This window comes from Roseateles terrae (assembly GCF_014192155.1).
GTDB lineage: Bacteria > Pseudomonadota > Gammaproteobacteria > Burkholderiales > Burkholderiaceae_C > Roseateles > Roseateles terrae.
Genome location: NZ_JACHXO010000008.1, coordinates 314,892 through 335,930, shown reverse-complemented (window position 1 = coordinate 335,930; position 21,039 = coordinate 314,892). Strand labels below are relative to the sequence as shown.

Below are 21,039 nucleotides of genomic sequence, written 5' to 3'. Positions count from 1 at the left end.
CCTCGATGGGCGTATTCCTAGTCGTATTCACAGTCTTACTCCTATCCTCAAAGATAAGCGATAGACCGTGTCCGGTGAATCAGGGGGCTAGCTCAATTCCTGCGTGCGCATCGCGCCAGGTTGCGACTTCTCCAAGTCATTTTCAGCGGGACCGTCGTCTGTCAGCATCGAGCGACGCCGACTTGAACGATGAGGACGACCGCGCCGTGATTTACACCAGCCTCAACCCGAAGAAGGCACTCATCTGGCGAATCGTCCACCGAGACAATCTCGCTTGGGTGCTGGATCACGGTCTGCACTGCGGCAACGCGGAGTCGCAGTCCCCCGCCTGGATTTCCATCGGTAACCAGGAACTCATCAACAAGCGGGCGAACCACCAGGTGCCTCTGCCACCTGGCGGCAATCTGAACGACTACATCCCGTTCTATTTCACCCCGTTCTCGCCCATGCTTCGCAACATCAACACCGGGTGGGGCGGCATTCAGAGGCGCCGAAACGAGGAGATCGTGATCCTGGTGTCCAGCCTTCATCACATCGCCAGCCTCGACATCCCCTTCCTCTTCACTGACAGCCATGCCTACTATCAGTGGTCGAACTACTACGCAGACCTCGCGGATCACAGCGCAATCTGCAACTTCCGATCCACGTCAGACAGGACTGGTATTTTTCATGATCAGGTTCACCCAGGGAAACCTGTTGGAGGCCCGCACGGAGGCGCTGGTCAACACCGTCAATACGGTCGGCGTGATGGGCAAGGGCATCGCGCTCATGTTCAAGAAGCGATTCCCAGAGAACTTTCGGCGCTATGCCGCCGCATGCCGCGCGGAAGAAGTGCGCACGGGCTCCATGTTCATCACACAGGTCGCTGAACTGGACGGCCTACGCTGGATCGTCAACTTTCCGACTAAACAACATTGGCGCGCCCGCTCGCAAATGGGGTGGATCGAGCAGGGACTGCAGGACCTTCGAGCGTTTCTGATTCAGCAGCAGGTCAAGTCAATCGCCATTCCGCCCCTTGGGGCCGGGAATGGCGGCCTTCCCTGGCCCGAGGTCCGGCAACGCATTGAAGCCGCCCTGGGCGACCTCGACACGGAGATCCTGATCTTCGAACCGACCGATCAGTACCAAAACGTGGCGAAGCGCTCCGGCGTTGAGACCTTGACCCCGGCACGCGCTCTCATCGCCGAACTGGTGCGTCGATATTGGGTCGTGGGCATGGAATGCAGCCTGTTGGAAATCCAGAAGCTCGCATGGTTTCTCGAACGCGCCATTGATCGCTGCAATCCAGGAGACAACCCGCTGAACCTGCAGTTCGTTGCTCACAGGTATGGTCCCTACGCCAACCGGCTTGACCATTTACTGAACAACCTTGACGGCAGCTATCTTCACGCGGAGAAGCGGATCAGCGACGCGGACCCCTTGGCAGTCGTCTGGTTCGACGACGGACGCAAGGACGTCGTCCAGACCTACCTGCGGACAGAAGCAAAGGCGTATAGCGAGGCGCTTGAAGCTACCTCTGCCATCATCGACGGATTCGAGTCCCCATTTGGCATGGAGCTGCTCTCTACCGTTGACTGGCTGCTGGCTCGCGAAGGGGTTGAGCCTCACCTTGCAGCGGTCAGGGAGGGGTTGCGCCACTGGCGCGGCGGTACAGATGCGGCCAGCCGAAAACTGCGGCTGTTCGACGACCGCTCGCTGGCCATCGCGCTGGGTCGCCTGACACAGACTGGGATGGCACCGGGCTGAATTCGGTGGGCGACAGCGTCAGGCGACGCTGCCCTGCCCCACCGTCCTCACCACCCGCTGCGGATACGGAATTTCGATCTCCAGCTGATTCAGCAGGCGCAGGATCGCCAGGTTCACCTCGGACTTCACGCCGCCCTGCCCGTTATGCGGGTCAGAGATCCAGAACGAACAAGTCAACTCCAGACCGTCCGCCGCGAAGTTGCTCAGGTTCACGCTCGGCCCCGGGTCGCTCAACACCCGCCGCACCTGCTTGATCGCGTCGATCAGCTGCGGGAACAGCGCATCGAGATCGGTCCCATACGCCACCTGCACCACCGTGCTCACCAGCACCTGCGGATCGGCCAGCGACAGGTTCTCCACCCGGTTGGTGATCAGCGTTTCATTCGGAACAATGGCCTCCCGCCCGCCCAGCGCGCGGATCACCGTGTAGCGGGTCTTGATGTCGCTGATGCGGCCCTCGAAGTTATCGATTTTCACCATGTCCCCGATGCGCAGCGACCGCTCCGCCAGGATCATGAAGCCCGACACATAGTTGGCCGCGATCTTCTGAAGCCCGAAACCCAGCCCCACGCCCACCGCACCGCCCAGCCAGGACAAGGCGCTCAGGTCCAGCCCGAAGGTCTTGAGCCCCACCAGCGCGCCGGTGACCAGCAGCACCGTGCGGGTGATGTTGACCGCGATCTTGCGCATCGACAGATCGACCACCTTGCCGCGCAGGAACCGCGATTCCACGGTGGACGACAACCACAACACAAAGATCATCACCAGGCCGACCGACAGCACATCGCCCAGCACATCGGCCAGCGTCGGGATGCGGTTGCCCTGCTTCATGAAGCGCACGGGGATGTGGTCCAGCTCGTCGAGCAGCACCGGCAGCGCGCCCACGATCCACAGCACCGACGCCATCCACGCCACCCACGAAACGCTGCGCTCCAGCAGCCGGGTGCCCGCCGAATTCGGGAAGGCCGCCCGCAGCACACGCGCCACGAAACGGATCAGCACCAGCGACATCAGCACCGGAATCACCAGCCGCAGCAGCGCCACCGGCTGCCCGAGCACCGGCATCAGCGCACGCGCCCCGAAGGCCAGCAGCAGGGCGAGCACCGGGAACAGCAGCCCATCGAACACCTGGCGGCCCAGGAGCACCGACTGTGGCCCCTGCGCCGCTGGAAACCGCCGGCTCAGCAGATGCACCACCAGCCACGACGCAGCCAGACAGGCGATCAGCAGGCCCAGTTCCACCAGCGCGGTGGGCTGGGCCAGCTGGGCCATCAAGGCCTTCAGTTCGGTCAGGTTGAGGGAATGACTCAGCGAAGAAAACGTCAGATCGGGATTCATCAAGCAATCAAAGTCCGGCCAGCGTGCGCAGGTGCGCGCCGACACTCCGTCCCAGGGCACTCAAGTGGTAGCCCCCCTCCAGGCAGGACACGATGCGGCCCTTGGCGTGGCGTTTGGCCACGTCCATGATGCGCATCGTGATCCATTCATAGTCGGCTTCCACCAGCCCCAATTGCGCCAGGTCGTCTTCCCGGTGCGCATCAAAACCGGCGGAGATGAACACCATCTGCGGCTTGAAGCGCTCCAGCGCCGGCATCCACAAGGCTTCAATCATCTCCCGCACCTCCGGGCCCCGCGTATAGGGCGGCACCGGCACATTCACCATATTGGGCCCCAGCGGTTCGCCACCGCTGTACGGATACAGCGGGTCCTGGAAGATGCTGACCATCAGCACCCGGTCGTCGTTGGCCAGAATGTCTTCCGTGCCGTTGCCGTGGTGCACGTCGAAGTCCACCACCGCCACCCGGTCCAGCCCGCGCACGTCCAGCGCATGGCGCGCCGCCACCGCCACGTTGTTGAAAAAGCAAAAGCCCATGGCCTGTTCCCGGGTGGCATGGTGACCCGGCGGACGCACCGCGCAGAAGGCGTTCTCGGCCTGGCCGTCCAGCACCAGGTCGGTGGCCTTCACCGCCGCACCGGCCGCTCGCAGCGCCGCCGCCCAAGTGTGACCATTGGCAAAAGTATCGGGGTCCAGGGCGCGCGGCGGCACCGGCGTCCCGCCGGCGGATTCGCGCTCCAGGCCCTCCAGCAAGGCCTGCATCTCCGCCACGTAACGGGCGGTGTGGGCGCGGGTGAGACAGGCCAGGTCGACCTTGGGCGCATCGTGGCGATCGAGGGCCGCGTCCATGCCGTGGGCGATCAGCCAGTCTTCGATGGCATCCAGCCGCTGCGGGCATTCCGGGTGGCCGCCGCCCATCTCATGACGGTGGCAGTCCTGATGGCTGAGGTAGGCGGTAGTCATCTGTGTGAAACACTCCCAAGAACACGCCGGACCTGCTCTGAAATGCGATGCGATTTTGCGCTATGGTGCGCCGATGGACTCCGAAGCCACCATGACGCTCACGTCTCAACCACTGACCGACCTGCGTCGTCAGATTAGCACGATCATCAAGGGGAAACAGGCCCAGACCGAGGACTGTCTGGCCTGTCTGCTGGCCGGCGGTCATCTGTTGATCGAAGACCTGCCCGGCGTCGGCAAAACCACCCTGGCGCATGTGCTGTCGATCTCCCTTGGGTTGCATTTCTCCCGCGTCCAGTTCACCACCGACCTGATGCCGGCCGACCTGCTCGGCGTCAGCGTCTACAACCCGGCGGCGGCAGCGACCGGCGCCCCCGCCTTTCAGTTCCATCCCGGCCCGGTGTTCAGCCAGGTGCTGCTCGCCGACGAAATCAACCGCGCCGGTCCCAAGACCCAGAGCGCGCTGCTGGAAGCGATGGAGGAATATCAGGTCAGCGTGGACGGGGTGACCCATCCGCTGCCCCGACCGTTTTTTGTGATCGCCACCCAGAACCCCAGCGAGCAGCTTGGCACCCACCCGCTGCCCGAATCGCAGCTGGACCGCTTCCTGATGTGCATCAGCCTGGGCTATCCGGACCGGCAGTCCGAGCGTGAGATGCTGACCGGCCAGGACAGCCGGGAGCAGCTGCGCCAGCTGCGTCCGGTGATGACGCCGGAACAGCTGCAGGCGCTGCAGCGTCAGGTGCTGCAGGTACATGTGGCGCCATCCCTGCTGGACTACCTGCAGGCGCTGCTGGAAGCGACCCGCTCCGGCGAATGGTTCCAGGAGGGCCTCAGCCCGCGCGCCGGGCTGGCCCTGCTGCGGGCGGCCCGGGCCAAGGCGCTGCTGAGCGGCCGGGATTACGTCTCGCCGGACGATTTGCAGGCCATCCTGCCCCAGACCATCGCCCACCGCCTGCGTCCGCGCGGCGGCAGCGCCCGAGGCGCACGCGAACAGGTCCGGGCGATGATGGCGGCGGTGCCGCTGCCCTGAGGCCGGCGGTGAGCGGTCTGAACCGTCTGATGCGGCACCCATGTTGCAACGTCTGAAGCTCCCGATGGCCAAAGGCATCCGCTGGCGCTGGCCCTGGCAGGACCGCTGGGACCGCTGGTGGGAAGCGCGCCATCCGCGCAGCGACACCACCTCCCTCACCCAGCGCAATCTCTACATCCTGCCCAGCCGGCCGGGTATGGCGTTTTGCGCCACCCTGCTGCTGTTGCTGCTGGCATCGATCAACGACCAGTTGAGCCTGGGCTACATGCTCACCTTCCTGCTCACCGGCGCCGGGCTGGCCTCGATGCACAGCACCCACAACAACCTGCGGGGCCTCAAGCTCGATCTGAAGCAGCCCGCCGCCGCCTATGCCGGCCAGCCGCTGCAACTGGATGTGCGGCTGCACAACCCGGGCAAGGCGCGCTACGGCGTCGGCATGCGCCTGCCGGACGGCCGGTATGCCGACACTGCCTTTACCGATGTCCCCGCCGAGGGTCATGCGCAGCTGCATCTGCAGGTGAGTTTCCCCACCCGGGGCCGGCATCTGCTGCCGGTGCTGCGGGTGGAGTCCCGCTTTCCGCTGGGGCTGTTCGGCGCCTGGAGCCTGTGGCGTCCCGCCGCCGTGGCCTGGGTCTATCCCGCTCCGGAAATCGACGCCCCACCTGCCGGCGCCAGCGAGGAAGCACTGCCGCAGGGCCAGGGCCAGCCGGGGCTGGGCGAAGACCCCGGCCTGCGTCCCTACCGCCACGGCGACTCTCCGCGGCAGATCCTCTGGAAGAAGTCCGCCATGGCCCTGGCCCAGCCGCAGCCGCCCTCCGGCGGCATCAACAGTGGGGCGGCGCCGCTGCTGGTGCGCGAACGGCTCGGCAGCCGCGCCAGCGAGCAATGGCTGGATCTGGACCAGACCCGCGGCCTGGCGTTTGAAGCGCGCCTGTCCCGACTGGCCGCCTGGATCCAGCGCGCCGAAGAAGCCGGGCTGCCCTATGGGCTGCGGCTGGGCGCGCAGACGCTCGATCCGGATCTCGGCCCCGATCATTTCCGCGTCTGCATGGAAGCCCTGACCCTCCAGCAGGAGCGTGCATGAGCGCCGTGCTCTCCCCCTCGCGCGAGCCCGGCCGCGACCCGCCCTGGGGCCGCCGGAACAGCCCGCTGCCGCGGGAAGCGCGGGACACGCTGTTCCTGCTGGCCGTCATCGCCGCCACGCTGATGCCCCACGCCGGCCACCTGCCCTGGTGGTGCAGCGCCGTCACGGCGATCGTGCTTGCCTGGCGTGCGCGGCTGGCCTGGCGCAGCGGCGCCCTGCCCGGCCGCTGGACGCTGGTGGCGACCCTGGCGCTGATGATGGTGCTGACGTGGACCACCCACCGCACCCTGCTCGGACGTGAAGCCGGCATCACCCTGCTGGCCATGCTGATGGGCCTGAAGACGCTGGAGCTGCGGGCTCGGCGGGACGCCTTTGTGGTGTTCTTCCTCGGCTTCTTCCTGGTGCTGACGCAGTTCCTTTATTCCCAGTCCCTGCTGACGGCGGCGTGGACGCTGCTGTGCGTCTGGGGGCTGCTGTCGGCGCTGGTGCTGGCGCAGATGCCGCAGGGCGTGCCCAGCCTGAAGCTGGCCGCGCGCATCGCCGCGCGCAACACCGCCTTCGGCCTGCCGGTGATGCTGCTGCTGTTCACCCTGTTCCCGCGCCTGCCGCCGCTGTGGGGGCTGCCCAAGGATGCCGGCGCCCGCACCGGCTTGTCCGACACCATGGAGTTCGGCACGTTCGCGGAGGTGTCCCAGGACGACAGCATCGCCATGCGCCTGCGGTTCGCGGGGGCCGTGCCGCCGCAGAACCAGCTGTACTTCCGCGCGCAGGTGCTCTCCCGCTTCGACGGCCGCAGCTGGACGGCCGGCCGCGGCTACTGGGTGCAGCGCAAGGACGACATCCAGCTGACCGGTCCGGTCTACCGCTTCCAGGTGACGATGGAGCCGCTGCGCGTCTCCGTGCTGCCGATGTTGGAGTTCAGCCCGCCCCCGCCGCAGGACCGACTGCAGGCGCAGGACATGACGCTCGTGCGGGGTTCGCAAGGGCAGTGGGTCACCCCGCGTCCGGTGACGGAGCGGCTGCGCCTCAGTTATGAAGCCTGGCCCAAGGCCGCCTGGGGCGCCGGTCAGCCCTGGCCTGAGGTCGCACAGGACCTGCAGCTGCCGGACGCATTGAACCCGCGCGCCGTCAGCCAGGGCGCCCAGCTGAAAAAGCGGTATGCGGCGCTGAATGAATCGGACCGCGCGGCGGCAGTGAGCAACGACCTGCTGCAACAGATCCGCGTCAATGGCTACAGCTACACCTTGACACCGGGCGTCTACGGCGAAGTCACGCCGCATTCGATTGACGACTTCTGGTTCGACCGCAAATTGGGCTTCTGCGAGCATTTCGCGGCGGCGTATGTGGTGCTGATGCGAGCGGCCGGGGTGCCAACGCGGGTGGTCACCGGCTTCCAGGGCGCTGATCTGGAACTGCAGGACGGTGACATGGTGGTGCGCATGGCCCAGGCCCATGCCTGGGCGGAATACTGGACGCCTCGCAACGGATGGGTGCGGGTGGACCCGACCGCGGCGGTGGCGCCGGAGCGGGTGCAGGGCCGCCGGCTGGTGAGGCCGCCGGGCGCCATCGCCGGGGCCTTCGACACCGTGAGCCCCGGCACCCTGCAGCGGATGCGCCGGGCCTGGGAGTCGCTGAACTACGAATGGCAGCAGCGGGTCTTGAACTTCTCCACCGGCGAGCAGATGGACCTGCTCAAGCGGCTCGGCTTTGACGATCCGAACTGGACCCTGCTGGTGCAACTGGCCGGGATGGCCATTGCTGGCGTGGCGGTGGGCGGCGCCGCTCTGGCGGCCTGGCAGCGGCGTCCGCATGATCCGTGGTCCCGGCAACGACTCAAAATCCGACGCGCGCTGGAGGGACTCGGCGTGACCACCACCGACCAGGACACCCCGCGGCAGTGGGCCCAGGCCCTGCGCAGCCGCCACGGCGACCGTGCCCAGCCGCTGGCGGAGGCGCTACTCGCGCTGGATGCGCAGCGCTACCGACAGGATCAGGCCGTGGGCACGTCACAATGGCAGCAACAGTTCCTCGCGGCCTGTGAGTCGCTCAAGCGGCAACTCGGGCCGAAGGAAGAGACCTCCCGAGGTCCCGCGGCCTCTTGACCGCGGTCCCCGCAGGGCCTTCCGGTCTCATCCACCAAGGGTGCTGACCGATGACGCTCACCGCCGCCGCCCCTTTTTGACCGGGTCTGGCTTGTGCCAGGTCCACAACGACCGACTTTCTGGCAGTTCGCATGACTCTTCGCCGTCGTACCCTTCTCCGCGCTTCCTGGGCCGTCGCCCTTCCCACCCTGGCCACGATGCCGCTGCTGGCCGACGCCGCCACCGCAGGCAAGAAAAAGCCGCTCAAGCTCCGTCCGGCGCCGCAGGCCCCCGCCTTCGGAGAGCGCGCCGATCTGATGCAGTTTGCGGACCAGCAGGCCGCGGCGCTGGGCTATGACGCCCAGGCACTGCGCAACCTGCTGGCACAGGCGCGTGTCCAGGCGTCGGTGCAGCGTCTGATCCTGCCCGGCGCGCCCGGCCAGGCCAAGGATTGGGGCGCCTACCGGCAACGATTCATCGAACCGCAGCGCCTGCAGGCGGGCCTGGCCTTCTGGTCGGCCAATGAAGCGGAGCTGGCGCGGGCGGAAGCGACCTACGGCGTGCCGGCGCAGATCATCGCGGCCATCATCGGCGTCGAGACGTTCTACGGCCGCATCATGGGCGGCTACCGGGTGCTGGACGCCCTGACCACACTGGCCTTCGACTACCCTTCGCCGTTGCCCCCGGGTGCGCGGGACCGTAGTGGATATTTCCGGGAGGAACTGCGCCAGTTCCTGATGCTCGCCCGGGAAAACGGACTAGACCCGTTGGCGATGAAGGGTTCGTATGCGGGCGCGATGGGCTGGGGCCAGTTCATGCCGGGCAGCTGGCGCAAGTACGCGGTCGACTTCGACCGCGACGGCCACATCGACCTGATCAACAGCCCGGTGGATGCCATCGGCTCCGTGGCCCACTTTCTGCGCGAGCACGGCTGGAAGCCCGGCATGCCGACGCATTACAACGTGAAGCCGCCGGTGGACACGGCAGCACGGGCGCAGTTGCTGGTGAGCGACGTGTTGCCGCAGCTGGATGTGAACCAGTTCCTGGCGGCCGGCGCCGACCTCAGCATCGAAGGGCTGGGGCATGTGGGGCCGCTGGCGTTGATCGAGCTGCAGATGGGCGGCGCCGCACCGGTGTATGTGGCGGGCACGCAGAACTTCTACACCGTGACGCGCTACAACCAGAGCAGCTATTACGCGATGGCGGTGATCGAGTTTGCGTCGACGCTGGCCAGCTGGCGTCAGGCGGGGCAGTCGAGTGCACCAGCACCGGCACCGGCACCGACACCGACACCTGCAGCGCCAGCATCGGGGCCGGCCTCGGACATACGCCCCTGACGTCTCAGCTCGCCAGATACATCATGAGCCCGCGCTTGAGCAGCACCGGCTCCACCCGCACGAAGCCAGCGCGTTGCAGGGCATCGCGCTGTTCGTCGATGGTCATGTAGAGCTGATCGTTCTTCATGCCACCGGGACCGGCGAAGTGGTCGCAGACGAGATACCGCCCACCCGGTGCCAGCAGTGCCCGCACCTGCTCATGCAGCATCGGCGTATAACGCTTGTGGCGCAGTTCATGCACGGCCTGGTGGGTGACGATGTGGTCAAACGAGCCGAGTCCGTCCACCCAGGACAGCTCCCGGAAGTTACGCTCGACAAACCGGACGCGTGACTGCAAATCACCCAGACGCTCGGCTGCCAGCGCATGCATGGCCGCCGAAACGTCGAGTGCGGTGTAGCGAATCTGCGGCAGTGCGGTCAACAGGTGGTGGGCCAGGAAGCCGGGTCCAGAGCCCAGTTCGAGCACCTGCAGGGCTTCCCCTTCATCCAGCACACGGGCGAATTCGGCGAAGAACTCGGTGCGCCAGGGGCGTTTCACCATGGCCTGGTCCGCCCATTCGCGGGCGTCTTCCATACGGGTCAGATCAATCGGGCTGGGCACATCCTGGAGCAGCATGTGAGTGCGGGATCGAGTGGGTGACGTCCCCACTCTAACCCGACTGGCGAGCCTCAAAACCGAATCTCGTGGCGTCCGTGCGTCATTGTCACAACCGGCCACGGCGACCATTGTCAGCAGACGTTCCTGCTGACGTCAGAGGCCTCACCGGCATCCCTGGACGGCAACCCAGGCGCCACCGCTCGGTCGGGACAGCCAGCGTTCATACGACACCAGCGCGGCGACTGGCGCAGGTTGTTGCTGCCGGACGTGGCGCCGTAGGCATTGCCGTCCCGGTCCGTCCCGCCGGAGCCGGCGACGATCACCATCAAGGTGGTGGGATGGTCGGCGGAAGCCACCCGCAGGGAGCCGCTCACGGTGGTTCCGGTACTGGGCTGCATGACGGTCACGTCCTGATTTGTTGTGCCGATCTGGTAGCGGATCGGCAGCGCGGGAGCTATCAGAGTTGCGTGCGGCTGTGCGATTCACAGGGCCACCTTTTGGGGGCCCAGACTCGAGGTCCATGCGGTCGGCTCAGCGCTTCACGGCGAACGTCATGAAGGTGGCATCGGACAGCACATCGAATTCGAAGATGTCATGGGTCTGTGGGTCCTCGACCAGGATGGTGCCGTCGTTCAACACCCACGCCAGGACGAAGTGGGCCGGGAACCAGACAACGAAGTCATAGCCCTGATCGTCCTGAGTCGTCCGCTGAATCCAGTGCCGCAGCTCTTCCCGGGTCAATCCCTCCGCCATCATGCCGACCGTGCGCCCATACCACTGCAAGACCTTCTGGATGTGCCAGATCGACAAGCCGTCATTGGCCATGCCGCCGCCATAGTCCTTCTCTTCCATGTCCCGGCTGACCTCGTCCGCGGACTTGGCACTCAGCAGCCGGGCCAGCACGCAATAGCCGCAGTTTTTCGAGTCGCCCCCGGCGTTCACATCGAAGGAAACATCCCCGCGCGTCCTGACTTCTTCCGCGTGTTGTTCGCGTGCCTCCGGCGTGCGCTTTTGGATCTCGCTCCGCATGGCCCTCAGGTCTGCCCCCGAGAGCTCGAACCAGCGCATGGACCACATGCCGCTATAGAGCACCGGCACGCACAGCGTGACCCACTCATCGTCGGCCGCCAGCACACCGTGGGTATCGACGTACTGAATGATCGACACCGTGTAGTGATACGGAAAATCGGTGCCCTCGCGGTGCGGGCCATAGAAGCTGTTGGAATGCGAGACGCGCATGCGCTGCGCGGTGGGGGAGCGCCGGTCCGCCTGCCGCTGCCACTGCCCGGCGCGATCCGCCTGCGGGCTGCGATCAGCCATCGCCTGAATCGCCTGCTGGATGGGGTCGGCTGGGCTGCATGGCGACCTGCTGCCCGTCACGGCCTGTCGCTGCCCCGAAGGTGCCAGCGATCGGCTCGCCCTTTGGGCATCGTGGGCAGGCATTCGGCGGGGCTCAGGGTGCGGCATGGTGGCAGGATGAAAGAGCAGTCGCACCGCCTCAGCGCGGCACGTCAGGCGTTCCGGAAAAACCGGCATCAGCCAGGTCGTCCCACCCGGCCAGGAAGGGATTGGCGTCCGCGCGGGCCTGTGCCAGCAACTGCGACAGGAATTGGTAGCCGTCCTGAGCGTGCACCGGTGTCATCGGGTCCAGCCAGTGGCGGGAGACCCAGGGCCCCATGCGTGACGCAGGATCACGCCCAAACAGGTCTGCCAGTGGATCGTCAGGCACCGCCGGGCATTCCGTGACCAGCCGGTCCAGCACCGGAGCCAGCCAGCCGATCAGAGCGGCGGGGACGGGCTGCACGTGAAGCGACAGCCGCGTCAACAGGTCAATGCCGTCATACAGATCCCTGGGGCGGTCAACGCCGCCCGACAGGGCATGATGCAGCCACGTCATGCCCATCCACAGCGGCCCTTCCACCGGTCCGATCCAGGCCGAACGGGACAGCTCGAAGAACCGCAGGTAGCGCGGGTCAGCCGTCGCGCACCAGCCGGCCTCCAGGACGGTCAACGGCTCGGTCCGGTCATGCAGACCGTCCATCCGCCACACGATCCATTCGAACAGCCCTAGCGCGAGTGCCATGCGGCCACGCGGCGCCATGCGCAAGGCCGCAGAAACGGCCTGCGCACTGGCGGTGCTCCATGCAAAGCGCTCTACCCCGCCGACCGCATCATCCCAGCCGAACTGGAGCGTGGCAGTCGATGCCACCTGAACCCACGCAGGGCGCGACAGCATGACCGACCGATCAGGGCTGACCAGCCCCAGCGATGGCCGGGACGGCGCCAGACGCGCCCAGGTAGGGATTGCCGCTGACGCTCAAACCGTCCAGTCGCTCGGCCCGATCCGGTGCGGTCAGCATGCTGTCCGACGTGAGCGTCGTGTCGACGTGCGTGTAGTCCTTGTCGTCCGCCTCACGCGGGCAGGTCCCGGTCTTGAGGGCGAGATAGCCGGCCAGCCAGGGCGCGAATGCCGGATCCCGGCCGCACAGGTGCTCCGCCATGAGGACGGCCCCCAGGGCCGTCTGGCGGACCTTGGCCGTCCGCCCGCGCGTCAGCACCTCACACAGTTCTTCCAACGTGCCGCGGGCGCGCCGCTCCGGCCGGGTCCAGAGGTCGTCCTCCGCCACCCGGTTCAGCTCCGAGCCGGCCAAGGTGCTGAAGTGCGGGTCCACCGTCGCCGCCCACGCGGACTGCAATCGCCAGAGTCCATCCTGCGGCGGTACGTGCGCCTGCGTGCGCGCCATGCACCATTCCACAGCCGCAATGGCCAGATCGGCCGCGCCATGAATGTTCAGCGCTTCAATCGCATCGGCCAGCCGCGGATGATCTTCATCTGAGGCGGCAATGAAGCCGTTCGAAATCACCGAGTCCCACTCATAATCGAGCGGCAGTGCACCCAGGCGGGCAGAGACCACCGGGTCCACCGTCTTGAATCGAATCATGTCGTTCCGTCCTTGAATGAGGTCGCGCGCGCCAGTCTATCGCCCTGGGCGGGGGCCGCCGTCCACGCGTTTGCAGAGATTGGTATAGGCGTCGTCGTCTTTGCAGTCGTCCTTCGACAGTTCCACCGGCTGGTGATCATGACTGCAGATGAAGATGCGGATTTCGCACTCCTGGGCCGCATGGCAGAGCATTGCAAAACAGTGTTGGCAGGGCATGCCAGACGGACCGTATTTGGCGCTCTGCCAGTCGATGTTGAAGAGCAGGGATCCCCCCTTCATTTTCTCCGCGCCCACCAGGTTGGTGAGGTGATTGACGATCTTGGGCTCCGCATGGGCGCCGGCGCCACCGCCGGGATGCACATGCGATTTGTCGCAGAGCACACCGGCCACCTCCTTGGCTTCGTCATGGGCAGAGTCGCAGTCGGTCCGGATCTTCTTGCTCAGGCCGCCCTTCTGTTCCACAGTGCCACCCTCGACGATCAGGTCCGGTGACTTGCCCTGCGCGATCCCGCTGCTGCAGGCGGTGATCATGCCCTCCGTGCCGGGCACCTGACTGAACGCCGACGAGAACGTCATACCCGAGCCTTCGGCTTTGGCCAAAGTGGCTGCATCGGCCTGGTTCAGCGATCCGCCATTGGCGTTCTTCTGGGCATTGAGCTGGTTTTTGACATCATCGCGCGCCTTCTTGTTTTGGCTTGCCAGCTCCTTGCACTGATTCAATGCCGGATCGAGCGGTGCGACGGTGCCGGTTTTGACCGTGATGGGAGCAACGCTCGGCGTAGTCATGATTCAGGCGTTGTTGCTTGTGGTCAGATCCAGCAGCCGGAGCGCGTTCTGCCCTTCGAAGCGCACGTCGAAGGACCAGGCCTGCGCGACCGTCTTGCCCCCGAGCGTGTGAGAGCCAACATTCATGCCGAAGGACCGGGTGGCCGCCTCGTCGCCTTTGCACTGACTGAAGCAGGAGGCATTCTTGATCCCGACCTGATCACCGCCGATGAGGACTGTCCGGGTGCCGTCAGTCGTGTCAGACGCCTGCGACGTCACCGGGTAGGGCAAGGGGATCGGTCCCGCCGGTGGGCCTGGCGGCGACAGGCAGACATCCGGCATTGCGGCGATCACCTGGTTGGAGTCCTTCACCGCAGAGACCTCGCGGCCGTTGGCAAACACGTTAGCACTCATGCTGCGAATTCCTTGTTCGAATCACCCACATCAAGCAGCGAAAGGGCCAGCCCATCGCTGGCCCAGGGCGTCCGCCCCGACGTCCGCGCCTCCACCACCAGCGCCGCGCGGCCCCCGGCGTCTTCCCCGACATGGAGGAGGGCTCGCGGCCCGGGAGCGTAGCCCAGCGCAAGCGCATGCCGCGCCCAGGCCAGCAGCAGCGGCAGCATGGCCGCACCGAGATGCCCTGTGTATTCGATGGGATGCCACAAATCCAGGGCCTGGTCGCGATCACGCCGGTCCAGGCGCAGGGCGGCCAGCATCGCTTCCTTGAAGCCGTAATGCTCACCCGACACATCGGTCATCCGCCAGTCGATCTGATCCATCGACACCTGCGCCTGTTCCAGCGCGCCCGCCACGGCGGCAGTCAGCCCTTCACCGCGGAAGGGTCGCCCCGAACCCACGGGGGCAGGTTCCTGCGCGAGGCTCAGGCTGCGCACCGCCAGGACGCCACTCCGGTTCATGGGGATCGCATCGGCCGCCGACACCAGCACCGCGGCCGCCCCCTCGCCGGGGAGGAACCCATTGAGACGGCCGGGCCCCAGCAGGCGCAGCCGCTGGTCGAGATCGTCCAGCAGGCGCTGATCCAGAAAGCTGTCCACCCCCGCGACGACCACTTGCTGCGCCTGCCCCTCGGCAATCAGGGCTGCCGCCCGTTGCAAGGCAAAAGCGGCACCCATCGCGTCGCGCGGCGCCGTGGCGCTTCCAGGTGGCAGCGGCACATTCAGGCGATGCGCGACCTCCGGGAGCAGGGCCCGATCCAGATCTGCCGGGCGACCGATGCGGTCAGTGGCCGAAGTGCCGACCAGCCAAGGAATCTCCGCCACTGGCACGGTCGCCGCGCCGAGGCATTCATGGATGGCTGGCGCCAGCAGACCCGCGAGCAGGGACGTGCCCGACCAGCGTTGACTGAGATCGACCCGTCCCCCGCGATACGCCTGTCCGCTGATATGCCGAAACCCCAGGGCCTGAATGCCGCTCACGCCCGCATGCAGGGCCGCCAGGGTGGTTTCCGATCGGAATCCGACAGGCGTGACCAGCCCGCTCGCCATGATGCAGGGAGGTGGATGGCGCATCACAGCCGTCCCGTGCGCCGCCGCTGGGCGACCAGTGCCCCCAGGCTGGCGTAGTAGGTCTTGCCAGGGAAGCGGCGCGCCCGATGCCACGCCTGAGGCATCTCGCCCACAATCACTTCCTTGACATCGAAGACGCTGTTGGCCAATGGCAGCGTGGCCCGCCAGGTGAGCGTGAAACGTTCCGCATCAGGCTCGAACACGACAGTGTCGAGCCGCGCATCCATCCGGTAGTCGCGGCCTCGATGGGGAATGAAGAGCACAGGCACCCGTGTCTCCGGAAGGCGGAAACGTCGCAAGCCATCCGGTGTGAGATTTTGAAGCACCACTTCTTCATTGCCGGACGGCGGGTCGATGACCTGATCGGGCGGGGCCGACTGAAAGTAGCGGTCGTCGAAATCGTCTGGCCAGAACGGCGCGCGGGCGCGTTGCCAGGCCTCGTCATAGGTGCCACCATACTGCCGACGTGGCAGCCAGTGGCGACCGATCGGACCAAACGCCATCGGCCGCCAGTCGTTGCGGGCGGAGGTGATGGGATGCTCCACTTCTTCCGTGATCGGCATGGGCTGTCCGTCCAGTTGACCAGGGCTGAGACTGAAACCGACACCGACCGGATTGCGGTCACATTGCCCCACTGCAGTTTGCCCGTCTTCCGCCAGCTGACGCCCGCCGAACGCCTGGTCATAGCTGAATGGCTGCTGCACAAACGGCGCCGGGTCTCCTGCCTGGGTACCGGTCCAACGGCCCTGCCACTGGCGAGGGCCGGTGACGGTCAGCATCTTTTCCATTCGCCCGACGCGAAGCAGGACCGGTACGCGGGGCGCTGGCCGACCGTTGCGTGCCCAGGCGCTTCCCACCAGCAGGACATCGCAGCCCGGCTTCGTCTGAGCGAAGTCCGTTTCGTGCAGCGGAGCCGTGGTGGCGGGATCACCGTGGTGGACATCGGCCGTCACCAAGGCCACGGCCTGGGGCAGCAACTGCGGCGTCTCGCCGTCCCTGGGCAAACGGTAGCTGGCCTTGCTCACAACGACCAGGCGCTCGCGCCCGTCGCGCTCAAAGCCCAGGGTCCACCCGCTGACCCACGCCGTGGCGTTCGTGAACCTCATGGCCCGAGTTCCCTCCGCTGTCGAATCGCCAATGCTTCCACCTGGAACAACGGCAGCCCCGGCTGGAGTCGCGATAGCTCGAGCGCGGCGGCGCGGCGCTGCCGCTGCGTGCCGTCCCGCAGCACGGCAAGGCAGTCGGACCGCGAGGACATCGGCAGGCCGGCGAGGTAGCGTTGACCGGCTTCAAAACGGTGGGCGTGAGCCCGCCACCATGCCTGGCAGCCCGCGACGTCCGGCACTGGCAGATCCTCATCCTCCGGATGACAGGGCATCTCCTGCATTTCGCCCGCTCCTGCTGCCTTGAACATGCGGAGTTCGAGATCGACGCCGGTGATGGTGGCGAATCCTTCCAGCGCCAGGCGCGCGACCTCGGGGTCGCTCATCTGCTGGATCATCCAGGGAATGGCGGCGGGGTCCCCAAGGGCGGCTGCACCCACGAGCGCCTCGCGCCGATGCCTGGACGATGCTGCCCACTGCCGGATACGTGAGCGAGCCTGCTCCGGAGCGCTGGCCCGAACGCATGAGACCAGCCCCTGCCGTCCGATGCGACCGGCATTGACGTCCCCCAACCAGGCGTCAACCACCTGAGACACCTGCTCCTGCGTCCCGAGCACCAGCAGCGATTCCGCCGCCGCTTGTCGGCAACTGCCGGACGAATCATGGCGCAAGGTGTCGATCAGCGCCGGCACCAGGTCTGCGCGTCCCAGCAGTCCGGTGGCACGCAGCGCCTCCGCACGCAGGCCGGCGTCCGCATCGTCCAAGGCGTTTCGAAGCATCGTCCCATGATCACGGCGCTGAAAGACCTGCACCGCCAGCGCCAGCGCGCGGTGTGCAGGCAACGAGGAATCCGCCAGGGCTCGCATCGATTCGACGAGACGCGCCGGTGCCAGCGATCCCATTGCACGCACGGATGCCCGGGTGAAGGTGGCATCCGCCAGCATCACCGGCAAGGCGGCCTGCATGCGGCCCGCATCCCCGTCGGCAAACGCGACCCAGGCCAGGACTGCCACCGCGCCTTCATCGCCATCGCCCTGAGCGGACCGCACAGCCCTCCAGCCGTCCTCGCCGGCGATCCGGATCCCTGCAAGGTGGGCAAACAGCCGCTCGTCGAATCGCGCAAGGTGGCGCAGGCGGACATGCGGCCCGTCCAGTAGACGCGCACGGCGACGCCACGCTGCCGCGGCCTCGTCCACATGGCTCGCGAGCACATGGCCATTCACCCGCGACGTTGTTTCGTCAGGGGAACGAACCTGCAGATCCAGCTGCGTGAGTCGGGTGGGCTGGATGCCAAGTGCACTCATCGGAGGACGGACGAATCAATTGAGCTGCACCGACCCGCCACGCACCTTGTTGGCGTACGTGGCTTCGGAGATCACTGTTTCGCCGCGCAATTCCACCCGTCCGTCCTCTCGCAGCACCAGGCGCGCCTTGCCACATTGCAGGACCAGTTCGTGCCGGGCCGTCAGCACGCAGCGCTCGCCGTCCACCTGCAATTCCCAATTCGCTGATGCAGGCACCGAGTCAAGCCCGGACAGGTCGTCCCTGCCATCGCGGAGCAGGGCCATCACGATCGGCCGTGAGGGATCTCCCGCTTCGAAGGCAAGGACCACCTCACGCCCCACATGGGAGCCGTGCAGGTCCACACTGGTCCGGGCCCGACGGGCGACCCCCTCATGGGGCGTGGGTAGGAGGACCAGTGGACAGCGCCCGTGATCCGCAAACCCCATCAGACGCCCGATCAGCACCCCAACGATGGGAGACTGAGGCGCGGATGCGGACGCAGCGGGCGCGTCACCTGCCGCAAGGGCAGGTGCCCGCCCAGCTGCGACGGTTACCGGTGGGTCGATTGGCATCGGCAGAGGATAGCCTCAGGACTTGCGGGTGCTCACCTGACCAAAGTCATCCCTGGGGTCCCGTGTGGGAGTGACTCAGCCGCTGCCGTGCCAGTATCGCTTGCGACGTGTGCGTTCGCAGGCTTCATACGGCGGAATGTCCGACCGGTCACTCCGCCAGGTCCAGGCGCCGCAGGTGGCCGTATTCACCAAGGCTGCGCCCGCTTGTTGATACCGCGCCACGACGTCCTGCCGAGGATGCCCGAAGCGATTCAGATAACCCGACTGCACCGCAGCCACCGCCGGGGCTGTGGCCGTCACAAACGCCGCGGTTGACGACGTCCGGCTGCCGTGGTGGGGCACGACCAGCACGTCCGATGCCAGCCCTTCAAGGCCCTCCCCCTCCACCAGCCGCGCCTCTTGCGCCGCTTCGATATCGCCGGTCAGCAGCAGGCGCCGGCCACCTGCGGCCACCCGCAGCACACAGGAACTGGCATTGCGTTTGAGATCGCCTGCCAGGCCCGGGGGCGGCCACAGGACATCAAACTGCACGCCGTCCCAGGTCCATTGCTGGCCGCGCTCGCAGGGGCGTCCTTCTGGCACTGCGCCGAGGCGGTGGGTCACGGCCACCCCTTTGAGCAGGCGTTCGCTACCCCCGGCATGGTCCTGATCTGCATGGCTCACCATGAGCAGGTCGATGCGGCGTTCCCCGAGACCTCGCAACAGCGGCAGCAGCACCCGATCGCCTGCGTCTGCCTCCAGTCCCCAGGCGGGGCCGCTGTCAAACGTCAAGGTATGGCGATGGGTGCGCACAAGCACCGCACTGCCCTGCCCCACGTCCGGCAGCCGCAGTTCGAAGGTCCCGTCGGGTGGCCGGTGGACCACCGGCCAGAGCAGCGGCAGGCAAAGCCCCAGTCCGGCCAGTCGGAGGGTCCAGGTCCACGGCTGGGCCAGCACCAGCCCACCGAGAAGGCCGAGCGCCTGTGCCCAGAACGGGGCCCAGGGAAGAAACCACACGGCCCAACTGGCGCGATCCAGCCATTCGAGCCACAGGTTCAATCCGCTGACACACCAGCTCCCCAGCTCCCAGAGCGGAGACCAGCCGATGCCCAGCAGCGCCAGCGGTGTGATGACGTAGGAGACCAGCGGAATGGCCACCGCATTGGCCACCATGCCCACGATCGACAGCTGCTGAAAGAGCAGCAGGGTCAGCGGCGCCAGGCCCACGGTGATGACCCACTGCGCGCGCACCTGCGCAAGCAAGGCGGACCGCCATCCCTTCGCTGTGTCATGGATGGACGTGAGTCCCCCCGACGACATCAGCAGTGCCACGGCCCCGAAGGAGAGCCAATAGCCGGGTTGCGTCAGGGCCCACGGATCGGCGAGGGTCACGCCCAGGGCGGCGACGGCCAGACTCATCGACCACGGCCACGCCACCCTGCACTGCTGCAGGACGGCGAGGATCAGCAGCAGGCCGAAGGTCCGCTGCGCCGGCACGCCCCAGCCGGAGAACAGCGCATAGGTCCAGGCCGCGGCCGTGCCGATCCACAGGGCCGCCCGGGGCGCGGGCCAGCGCAGGCACAGGCGGGCGCTGCGTCGCCAGCACCAGCCGGCAAGACCACCGGCCATCCACGCGAACATGGTGACATGCATGCCGCTGACGGAAAGCAGATGGGCGACGCCGGTGTCGCGATACAGCGCCCAATCGGCCGGGGAGACGGCGCCCTGGTCGCCCAGGCTGAGCGCCGCAAGGACGCCAGCACCGCGCGGGTCGGTGACGTGCTGGCGCAAGGTGTCGCGGAATCGCTGCCGCCAGGCGTCCACGGACGTGGTGGTGCCGGCAGCTTCCCGCTGTTGGCCTTTGCTGGCGCAGGTGCCAATGGCGGGGATGTTCTGGGAGAGCATCCAGAGCGCGCTGTCGCCGCCATGCGGGTTCATCAAACCACGAGGTCGCCGCCATTTGACCTGCAGGGACCATAGTTCCCCCACCTGGGGCGGGGACGGCATGGCGTAGCAGGAGAGCAGGACGCGGGGCGGCAAGCGGGGTGGAGACGGTGTGGAGGTGGCGGCACCGGGGGATGTGGCGGAACCAGAGGATGCAGGGGACGCGGGGGACGCGGGGGACGCGGGGGATGTGCCGGATGTGGCGGATGCGGCGGATGCGGCGGATGCGGCGGGGCGATCCTGAATCACGCGGAACTCGAACCGCCATCCTTCCGTACCGCCCATGCCCATCACTCGCTGAGGCAGCGCATCCACAACGCCGCGCACGGGGATGGTGGTCCCTTCGAGCGCCGGCTGCAGCAGATCGTCCATGCGCAGCTGCGCCCGGAACGCGCACCAAAGGAAACCGAGCACCAGCGCAGCCACTGCCCAGAGCCACCATCGGCGCCACCGCAGCGCCAGTGCTACGCACAGGAGGAAGGTCCACGCCCCGGTGGCCCATTCCCAACCCTCAGGCAGGCGTGGCAGCCGATGAACGATGCCGATGCCGCACAGCGGCGAGACGATGGCAATCGTCCACTGCCAGGCTGTGGACGATCGCTGGGCAGCCACTGGTCGCTGCGCAGCCGCGGGACGGTTCGCAGCCACTGGACGATTACCAGTCGCCGGACGGTCCGCAGCCGTTGGACGGTGCGCGGCCCCGGGTCGCCGCGCGGATGGCGATGCAGAGGGACTTGGGCGGTCGTGGG

The 21,039-nt window shown here is 66.9% G+C and carries 19 protein-coding genes and 1 pseudogene; 6 read left to right on the top strand and 14 right to left on the bottom strand.

What is annotated here, in order from left to right:
- Positions 1–5: 5 nt before the first annotated feature.
- Both FHS28_RS24780 and darG read left to right on the top strand, forming a co-directional pair.
- Positions 6–566, top strand: a pseudogene (locus FHS28_RS24780) (DUF4433 domain-containing protein); the annotation flags it as partial.
- Between the two features lie 103 nt (positions 567–669).
- Positions 670–1,746 carry a type II toxin-antitoxin system antitoxin DNA ADP-ribosyl glycohydrolase DarG gene (gene darG, locus FHS28_RS20810; RefSeq protein ID WP_088453738.1) on the top strand — a complete coding sequence of 359 codons (1,077 nt, stop codon included), beginning with the start codon at positions 670–672 and terminating at the stop codon, positions 1,744–1,746.
- Positions 1,747–1,764: 18 nt separating this feature from the next.
- Here darG and FHS28_RS20805 read toward each other — a convergent pair whose 3' ends face one another.
- Positions 1,765–3,084: a mechanosensitive ion channel family protein gene (locus FHS28_RS20805; protein WP_088453737.1), complete on the bottom strand. Its 1,320-nt coding sequence runs from the start codon at positions 3,082–3,084 to the stop codon at positions 1,765–1,767.
- Positions 3,085–3,091: 7 nt separating this feature from the next.
- Positions 3,092–4,045: a histone deacetylase family protein gene (locus FHS28_RS20800; RefSeq protein WP_088453736.1), complete on the bottom strand. Its 954-nt coding sequence runs from the start codon at positions 4,043–4,045 to the stop codon at positions 3,092–3,094.
- Positions 4,046–4,136: 91 nt separating this feature from the next.
- Here FHS28_RS20800 and FHS28_RS20795 point away from each other — a divergent pair, with 91 nt between their 5' ends.
- The 4 genes from FHS28_RS20795 to mltB all read left to right on the top strand — a co-directional run bounded on the left by FHS28_RS20795 (position 4,137) and on the right by mltB (position 9,577).
- Positions 4,137–5,075 carry an AAA family ATPase gene (locus FHS28_RS20795; RefSeq protein ID WP_088453767.1) on the top strand — a complete coding sequence of 313 codons (939 nt, stop codon included), beginning with the start codon at positions 4,137–4,139 and terminating at the stop codon, positions 5,073–5,075.
- Between the two features lie 40 nt (positions 5,076–5,115).
- Positions 5,116–6,159 (top strand): DUF58 domain-containing protein, encoded by a 1,044-nt coding sequence (locus tag FHS28_RS20790; RefSeq protein ID WP_246410404.1) that lies wholly within the window; start codon positions 5,116–5,118, stop codon positions 6,157–6,159.
- Positions 6,156–8,261 (top strand): transglutaminase TgpA family protein, encoded by a 2,106-nt coding sequence (locus FHS28_RS20785; RefSeq protein WP_088453735.1) that lies wholly within the window; start codon positions 6,156–6,158, stop codon positions 8,259–8,261. The genes FHS28_RS20790 and FHS28_RS20785 overlap by 4 nt, the downstream gene beginning before the upstream one ends.
- Positions 8,262–8,392: 131 nt before the next feature.
- Positions 8,393–9,577, top strand: coding sequence for a lytic murein transglycosylase B (gene mltB, locus FHS28_RS20780; protein ID WP_088453734.1), 1,185 nt, complete (start codon positions 8,393–8,395; stop codon positions 9,575–9,577).
- A gap of 4 nt (positions 9,578–9,581) precedes the next feature.
- Here mltB and FHS28_RS20775 read toward each other — a convergent pair whose 3' ends face one another.
- The 12 genes from FHS28_RS20775 to FHS28_RS20720 form a co-directional block, all read right to left on the bottom strand.
- Positions 9,582–10,193 carry a class I SAM-dependent methyltransferase gene (locus FHS28_RS20775; RefSeq protein ID WP_221194111.1) on the bottom strand — a complete coding sequence of 204 codons (612 nt, stop codon included), beginning with the start codon at positions 10,191–10,193 and terminating at the stop codon, positions 9,582–9,584.
- Between the two features lie 113 nt (positions 10,194–10,306).
- Positions 10,307–10,573 carry a hypothetical protein gene (locus tag FHS28_RS20770; protein ID WP_088453733.1) on the bottom strand — a complete coding sequence of 89 codons (267 nt, stop codon included), beginning with the start codon at positions 10,571–10,573 and terminating at the stop codon, positions 10,307–10,309.
- A 133-nt stretch (positions 10,574–10,706) separates the two neighbouring features.
- Positions 10,707–11,495, bottom strand: coding sequence for a hypothetical protein (locus FHS28_RS20765; RefSeq protein ID WP_088453732.1), 789 nt, complete (start codon positions 11,493–11,495; stop codon positions 10,707–10,709).
- Between the two features lie 178 nt (positions 11,496–11,673).
- Positions 11,674–12,411 carry a hypothetical protein gene (locus FHS28_RS20760; protein WP_088453731.1) on the bottom strand — a complete coding sequence of 246 codons (738 nt, stop codon included), beginning with the start codon at positions 12,409–12,411 and terminating at the stop codon, positions 11,674–11,676.
- 10 nt (positions 12,412–12,421) lie between these two features.
- Complete coding sequence (locus FHS28_RS20755) at positions 12,422–13,117, bottom strand: hypothetical protein (RefSeq protein WP_088453730.1); 696 nt, start codon at positions 13,115–13,117, stop codon at positions 12,422–12,424.
- Positions 13,118–13,153: 36 nt separating this feature from the next.
- A complete protein-coding gene (locus tag FHS28_RS20750) occupies positions 13,154–13,903 on the bottom strand; it encodes a hypothetical protein (RefSeq protein ID WP_088453729.1) in 750 nt (249 codons plus the stop codon).
- Positions 13,904–13,906: 3 nt separating this feature from the next.
- Complete coding sequence (locus tag FHS28_RS20745) at positions 13,907–14,296, bottom strand: DUF4150 domain-containing protein (RefSeq protein WP_088453728.1); 390 nt, start codon at positions 14,294–14,296, stop codon at positions 13,907–13,909.
- Complete coding sequence (locus tag FHS28_RS20740) at positions 14,293–15,411, bottom strand: hypothetical protein (protein ID WP_088453727.1); 1,119 nt, start codon at positions 15,409–15,411, stop codon at positions 14,293–14,295. Before FHS28_RS20740 ends, FHS28_RS20745 begins: the two co-directional genes overlap by 4 nt.
- Positions 15,411–16,514 (bottom strand): DUF2169 family type VI secretion system accessory protein, encoded by a 1,104-nt coding sequence (locus FHS28_RS20735; RefSeq protein WP_088453726.1) that lies wholly within the window; start codon positions 16,512–16,514, stop codon positions 15,411–15,413. Before FHS28_RS20735 ends, FHS28_RS20740 begins: the two co-directional genes overlap by 1 nt.
- Positions 16,511–17,815, bottom strand: a complete 1,305-nt coding sequence (locus FHS28_RS20730) for a TIGR02270 family protein (RefSeq protein WP_088453725.1) — start codon at positions 17,813–17,815, stop codon at positions 16,511–16,513. The genes FHS28_RS20735 and FHS28_RS20730 overlap by 4 nt, the downstream gene beginning before the upstream one ends.
- Positions 17,816–17,830: 15 nt before the next feature.
- The gene (locus FHS28_RS24825; protein ID WP_510647999.1) at positions 17,831–18,241 is read right to left on the bottom strand and encodes a DUF6484 domain-containing protein; all 411 of its coding nucleotides are present in this window, start codon (positions 18,239–18,241) and stop codon (positions 17,831–17,833) included.
- Positions 18,242–18,442: 201 nt separating this feature from the next.
- The gene (locus FHS28_RS20720; protein WP_088453723.1) at positions 18,443–20,902 is read right to left on the bottom strand and encodes a DNA internalization-related competence protein ComEC/Rec2; all 2,460 of its coding nucleotides are present in this window, start codon (positions 20,900–20,902) and stop codon (positions 18,443–18,445) included.
- Positions 20,903–21,039 lie beyond the last annotated feature (137 nt).

Coding starts and splice junctions, on each gene's coding strand:
- darG (WP_088453738.1), top strand. CDS start 670: ATGATCAGGTTCACCCAGGGAAACCTGTTGGAGGCCCGCACGGAGGCG.
- FHS28_RS20805 (WP_088453737.1), bottom strand. CDS start 3,084: ATGAATCCCGATCTGACGTTTTCTTCGCTGAGTCATTCCCTCAACCTG.
- FHS28_RS20800 (WP_088453736.1), bottom strand. CDS start 4,045: ATGACTACCGCCTACCTCAGCCATCAGGACTGCCACCGTCATGAGATG.
- FHS28_RS20795 (WP_088453767.1), top strand. CDS start 4,137: ATGACGCTCACGTCTCAACCACTGACCGACCTGCGTCGTCAGATTAGC.
- FHS28_RS20790 (WP_246410404.1), top strand. CDS start 5,116: ATGTTGCAACGTCTGAAGCTCCCGATGGCCAAAGGCATCCGCTGGCGC.
- FHS28_RS20785 (WP_088453735.1), top strand. CDS start 6,156: ATGAGCGCCGTGCTCTCCCCCTCGCGCGAGCCCGGCCGCGACCCGCCC.
- mltB (WP_088453734.1), top strand. CDS start 8,393: ATGACTCTTCGCCGTCGTACCCTTCTCCGCGCTTCCTGGGCCGTCGCC.
- FHS28_RS20775 (WP_221194111.1), bottom strand. CDS start 10,193: ATGCTGCTCCAGGATGTGCCCAGCCCGATTGATCTGACCCGTATGGAA.
- FHS28_RS20770 (WP_088453733.1), bottom strand. CDS start 10,573: ATGCAGCCCAGTACCGGAACCACCGTGAGCGGCTCCCTGCGGGTGGCT.
- FHS28_RS20765 (WP_088453732.1), bottom strand. CDS start 11,495: ATGGCTGATCGCAGCCCGCAGGCGGATCGCGCCGGGCAGTGGCAGCGG.
- FHS28_RS20760 (WP_088453731.1), bottom strand. CDS start 12,411: ATGCTGTCGCGCCCTGCGTGGGTTCAGGTGGCATCGACTGCCACGCTC.
- FHS28_RS20755 (WP_088453730.1), bottom strand. CDS start 13,117: ATGATTCGATTCAAGACGGTGGACCCGGTGGTCTCTGCCCGCCTGGGT.
- FHS28_RS20750 (WP_088453729.1), bottom strand. CDS start 13,903: ATGACTACGCCGAGCGTTGCTCCCATCACGGTCAAAACCGGCACCGTC.
- FHS28_RS20745 (WP_088453728.1), bottom strand. CDS start 14,296: ATGAGTGCTAACGTGTTTGCCAACGGCCGCGAGGTCTCTGCGGTGAAG.
- FHS28_RS20740 (WP_088453727.1), bottom strand. CDS start 15,411: ATGCGCCATCCACCTCCCTGCATCATGGCGAGCGGGCTGGTCACGCCT.
- FHS28_RS20735 (WP_088453726.1), bottom strand. CDS start 16,514: ATGAGGTTCACGAACGCCACGGCGTGGGTCAGCGGGTGGACCCTGGGC.
- FHS28_RS20730 (WP_088453725.1), bottom strand. CDS start 17,815: ATGAGTGCACTTGGCATCCAGCCCACCCGACTCACGCAGCTGGATCTG.
- FHS28_RS24825 (WP_510647999.1), bottom strand. CDS start 18,241: ATGGGGTTTGCGGATCACGGGCGCTGTCCACTGGTCCTCCTACCCACG.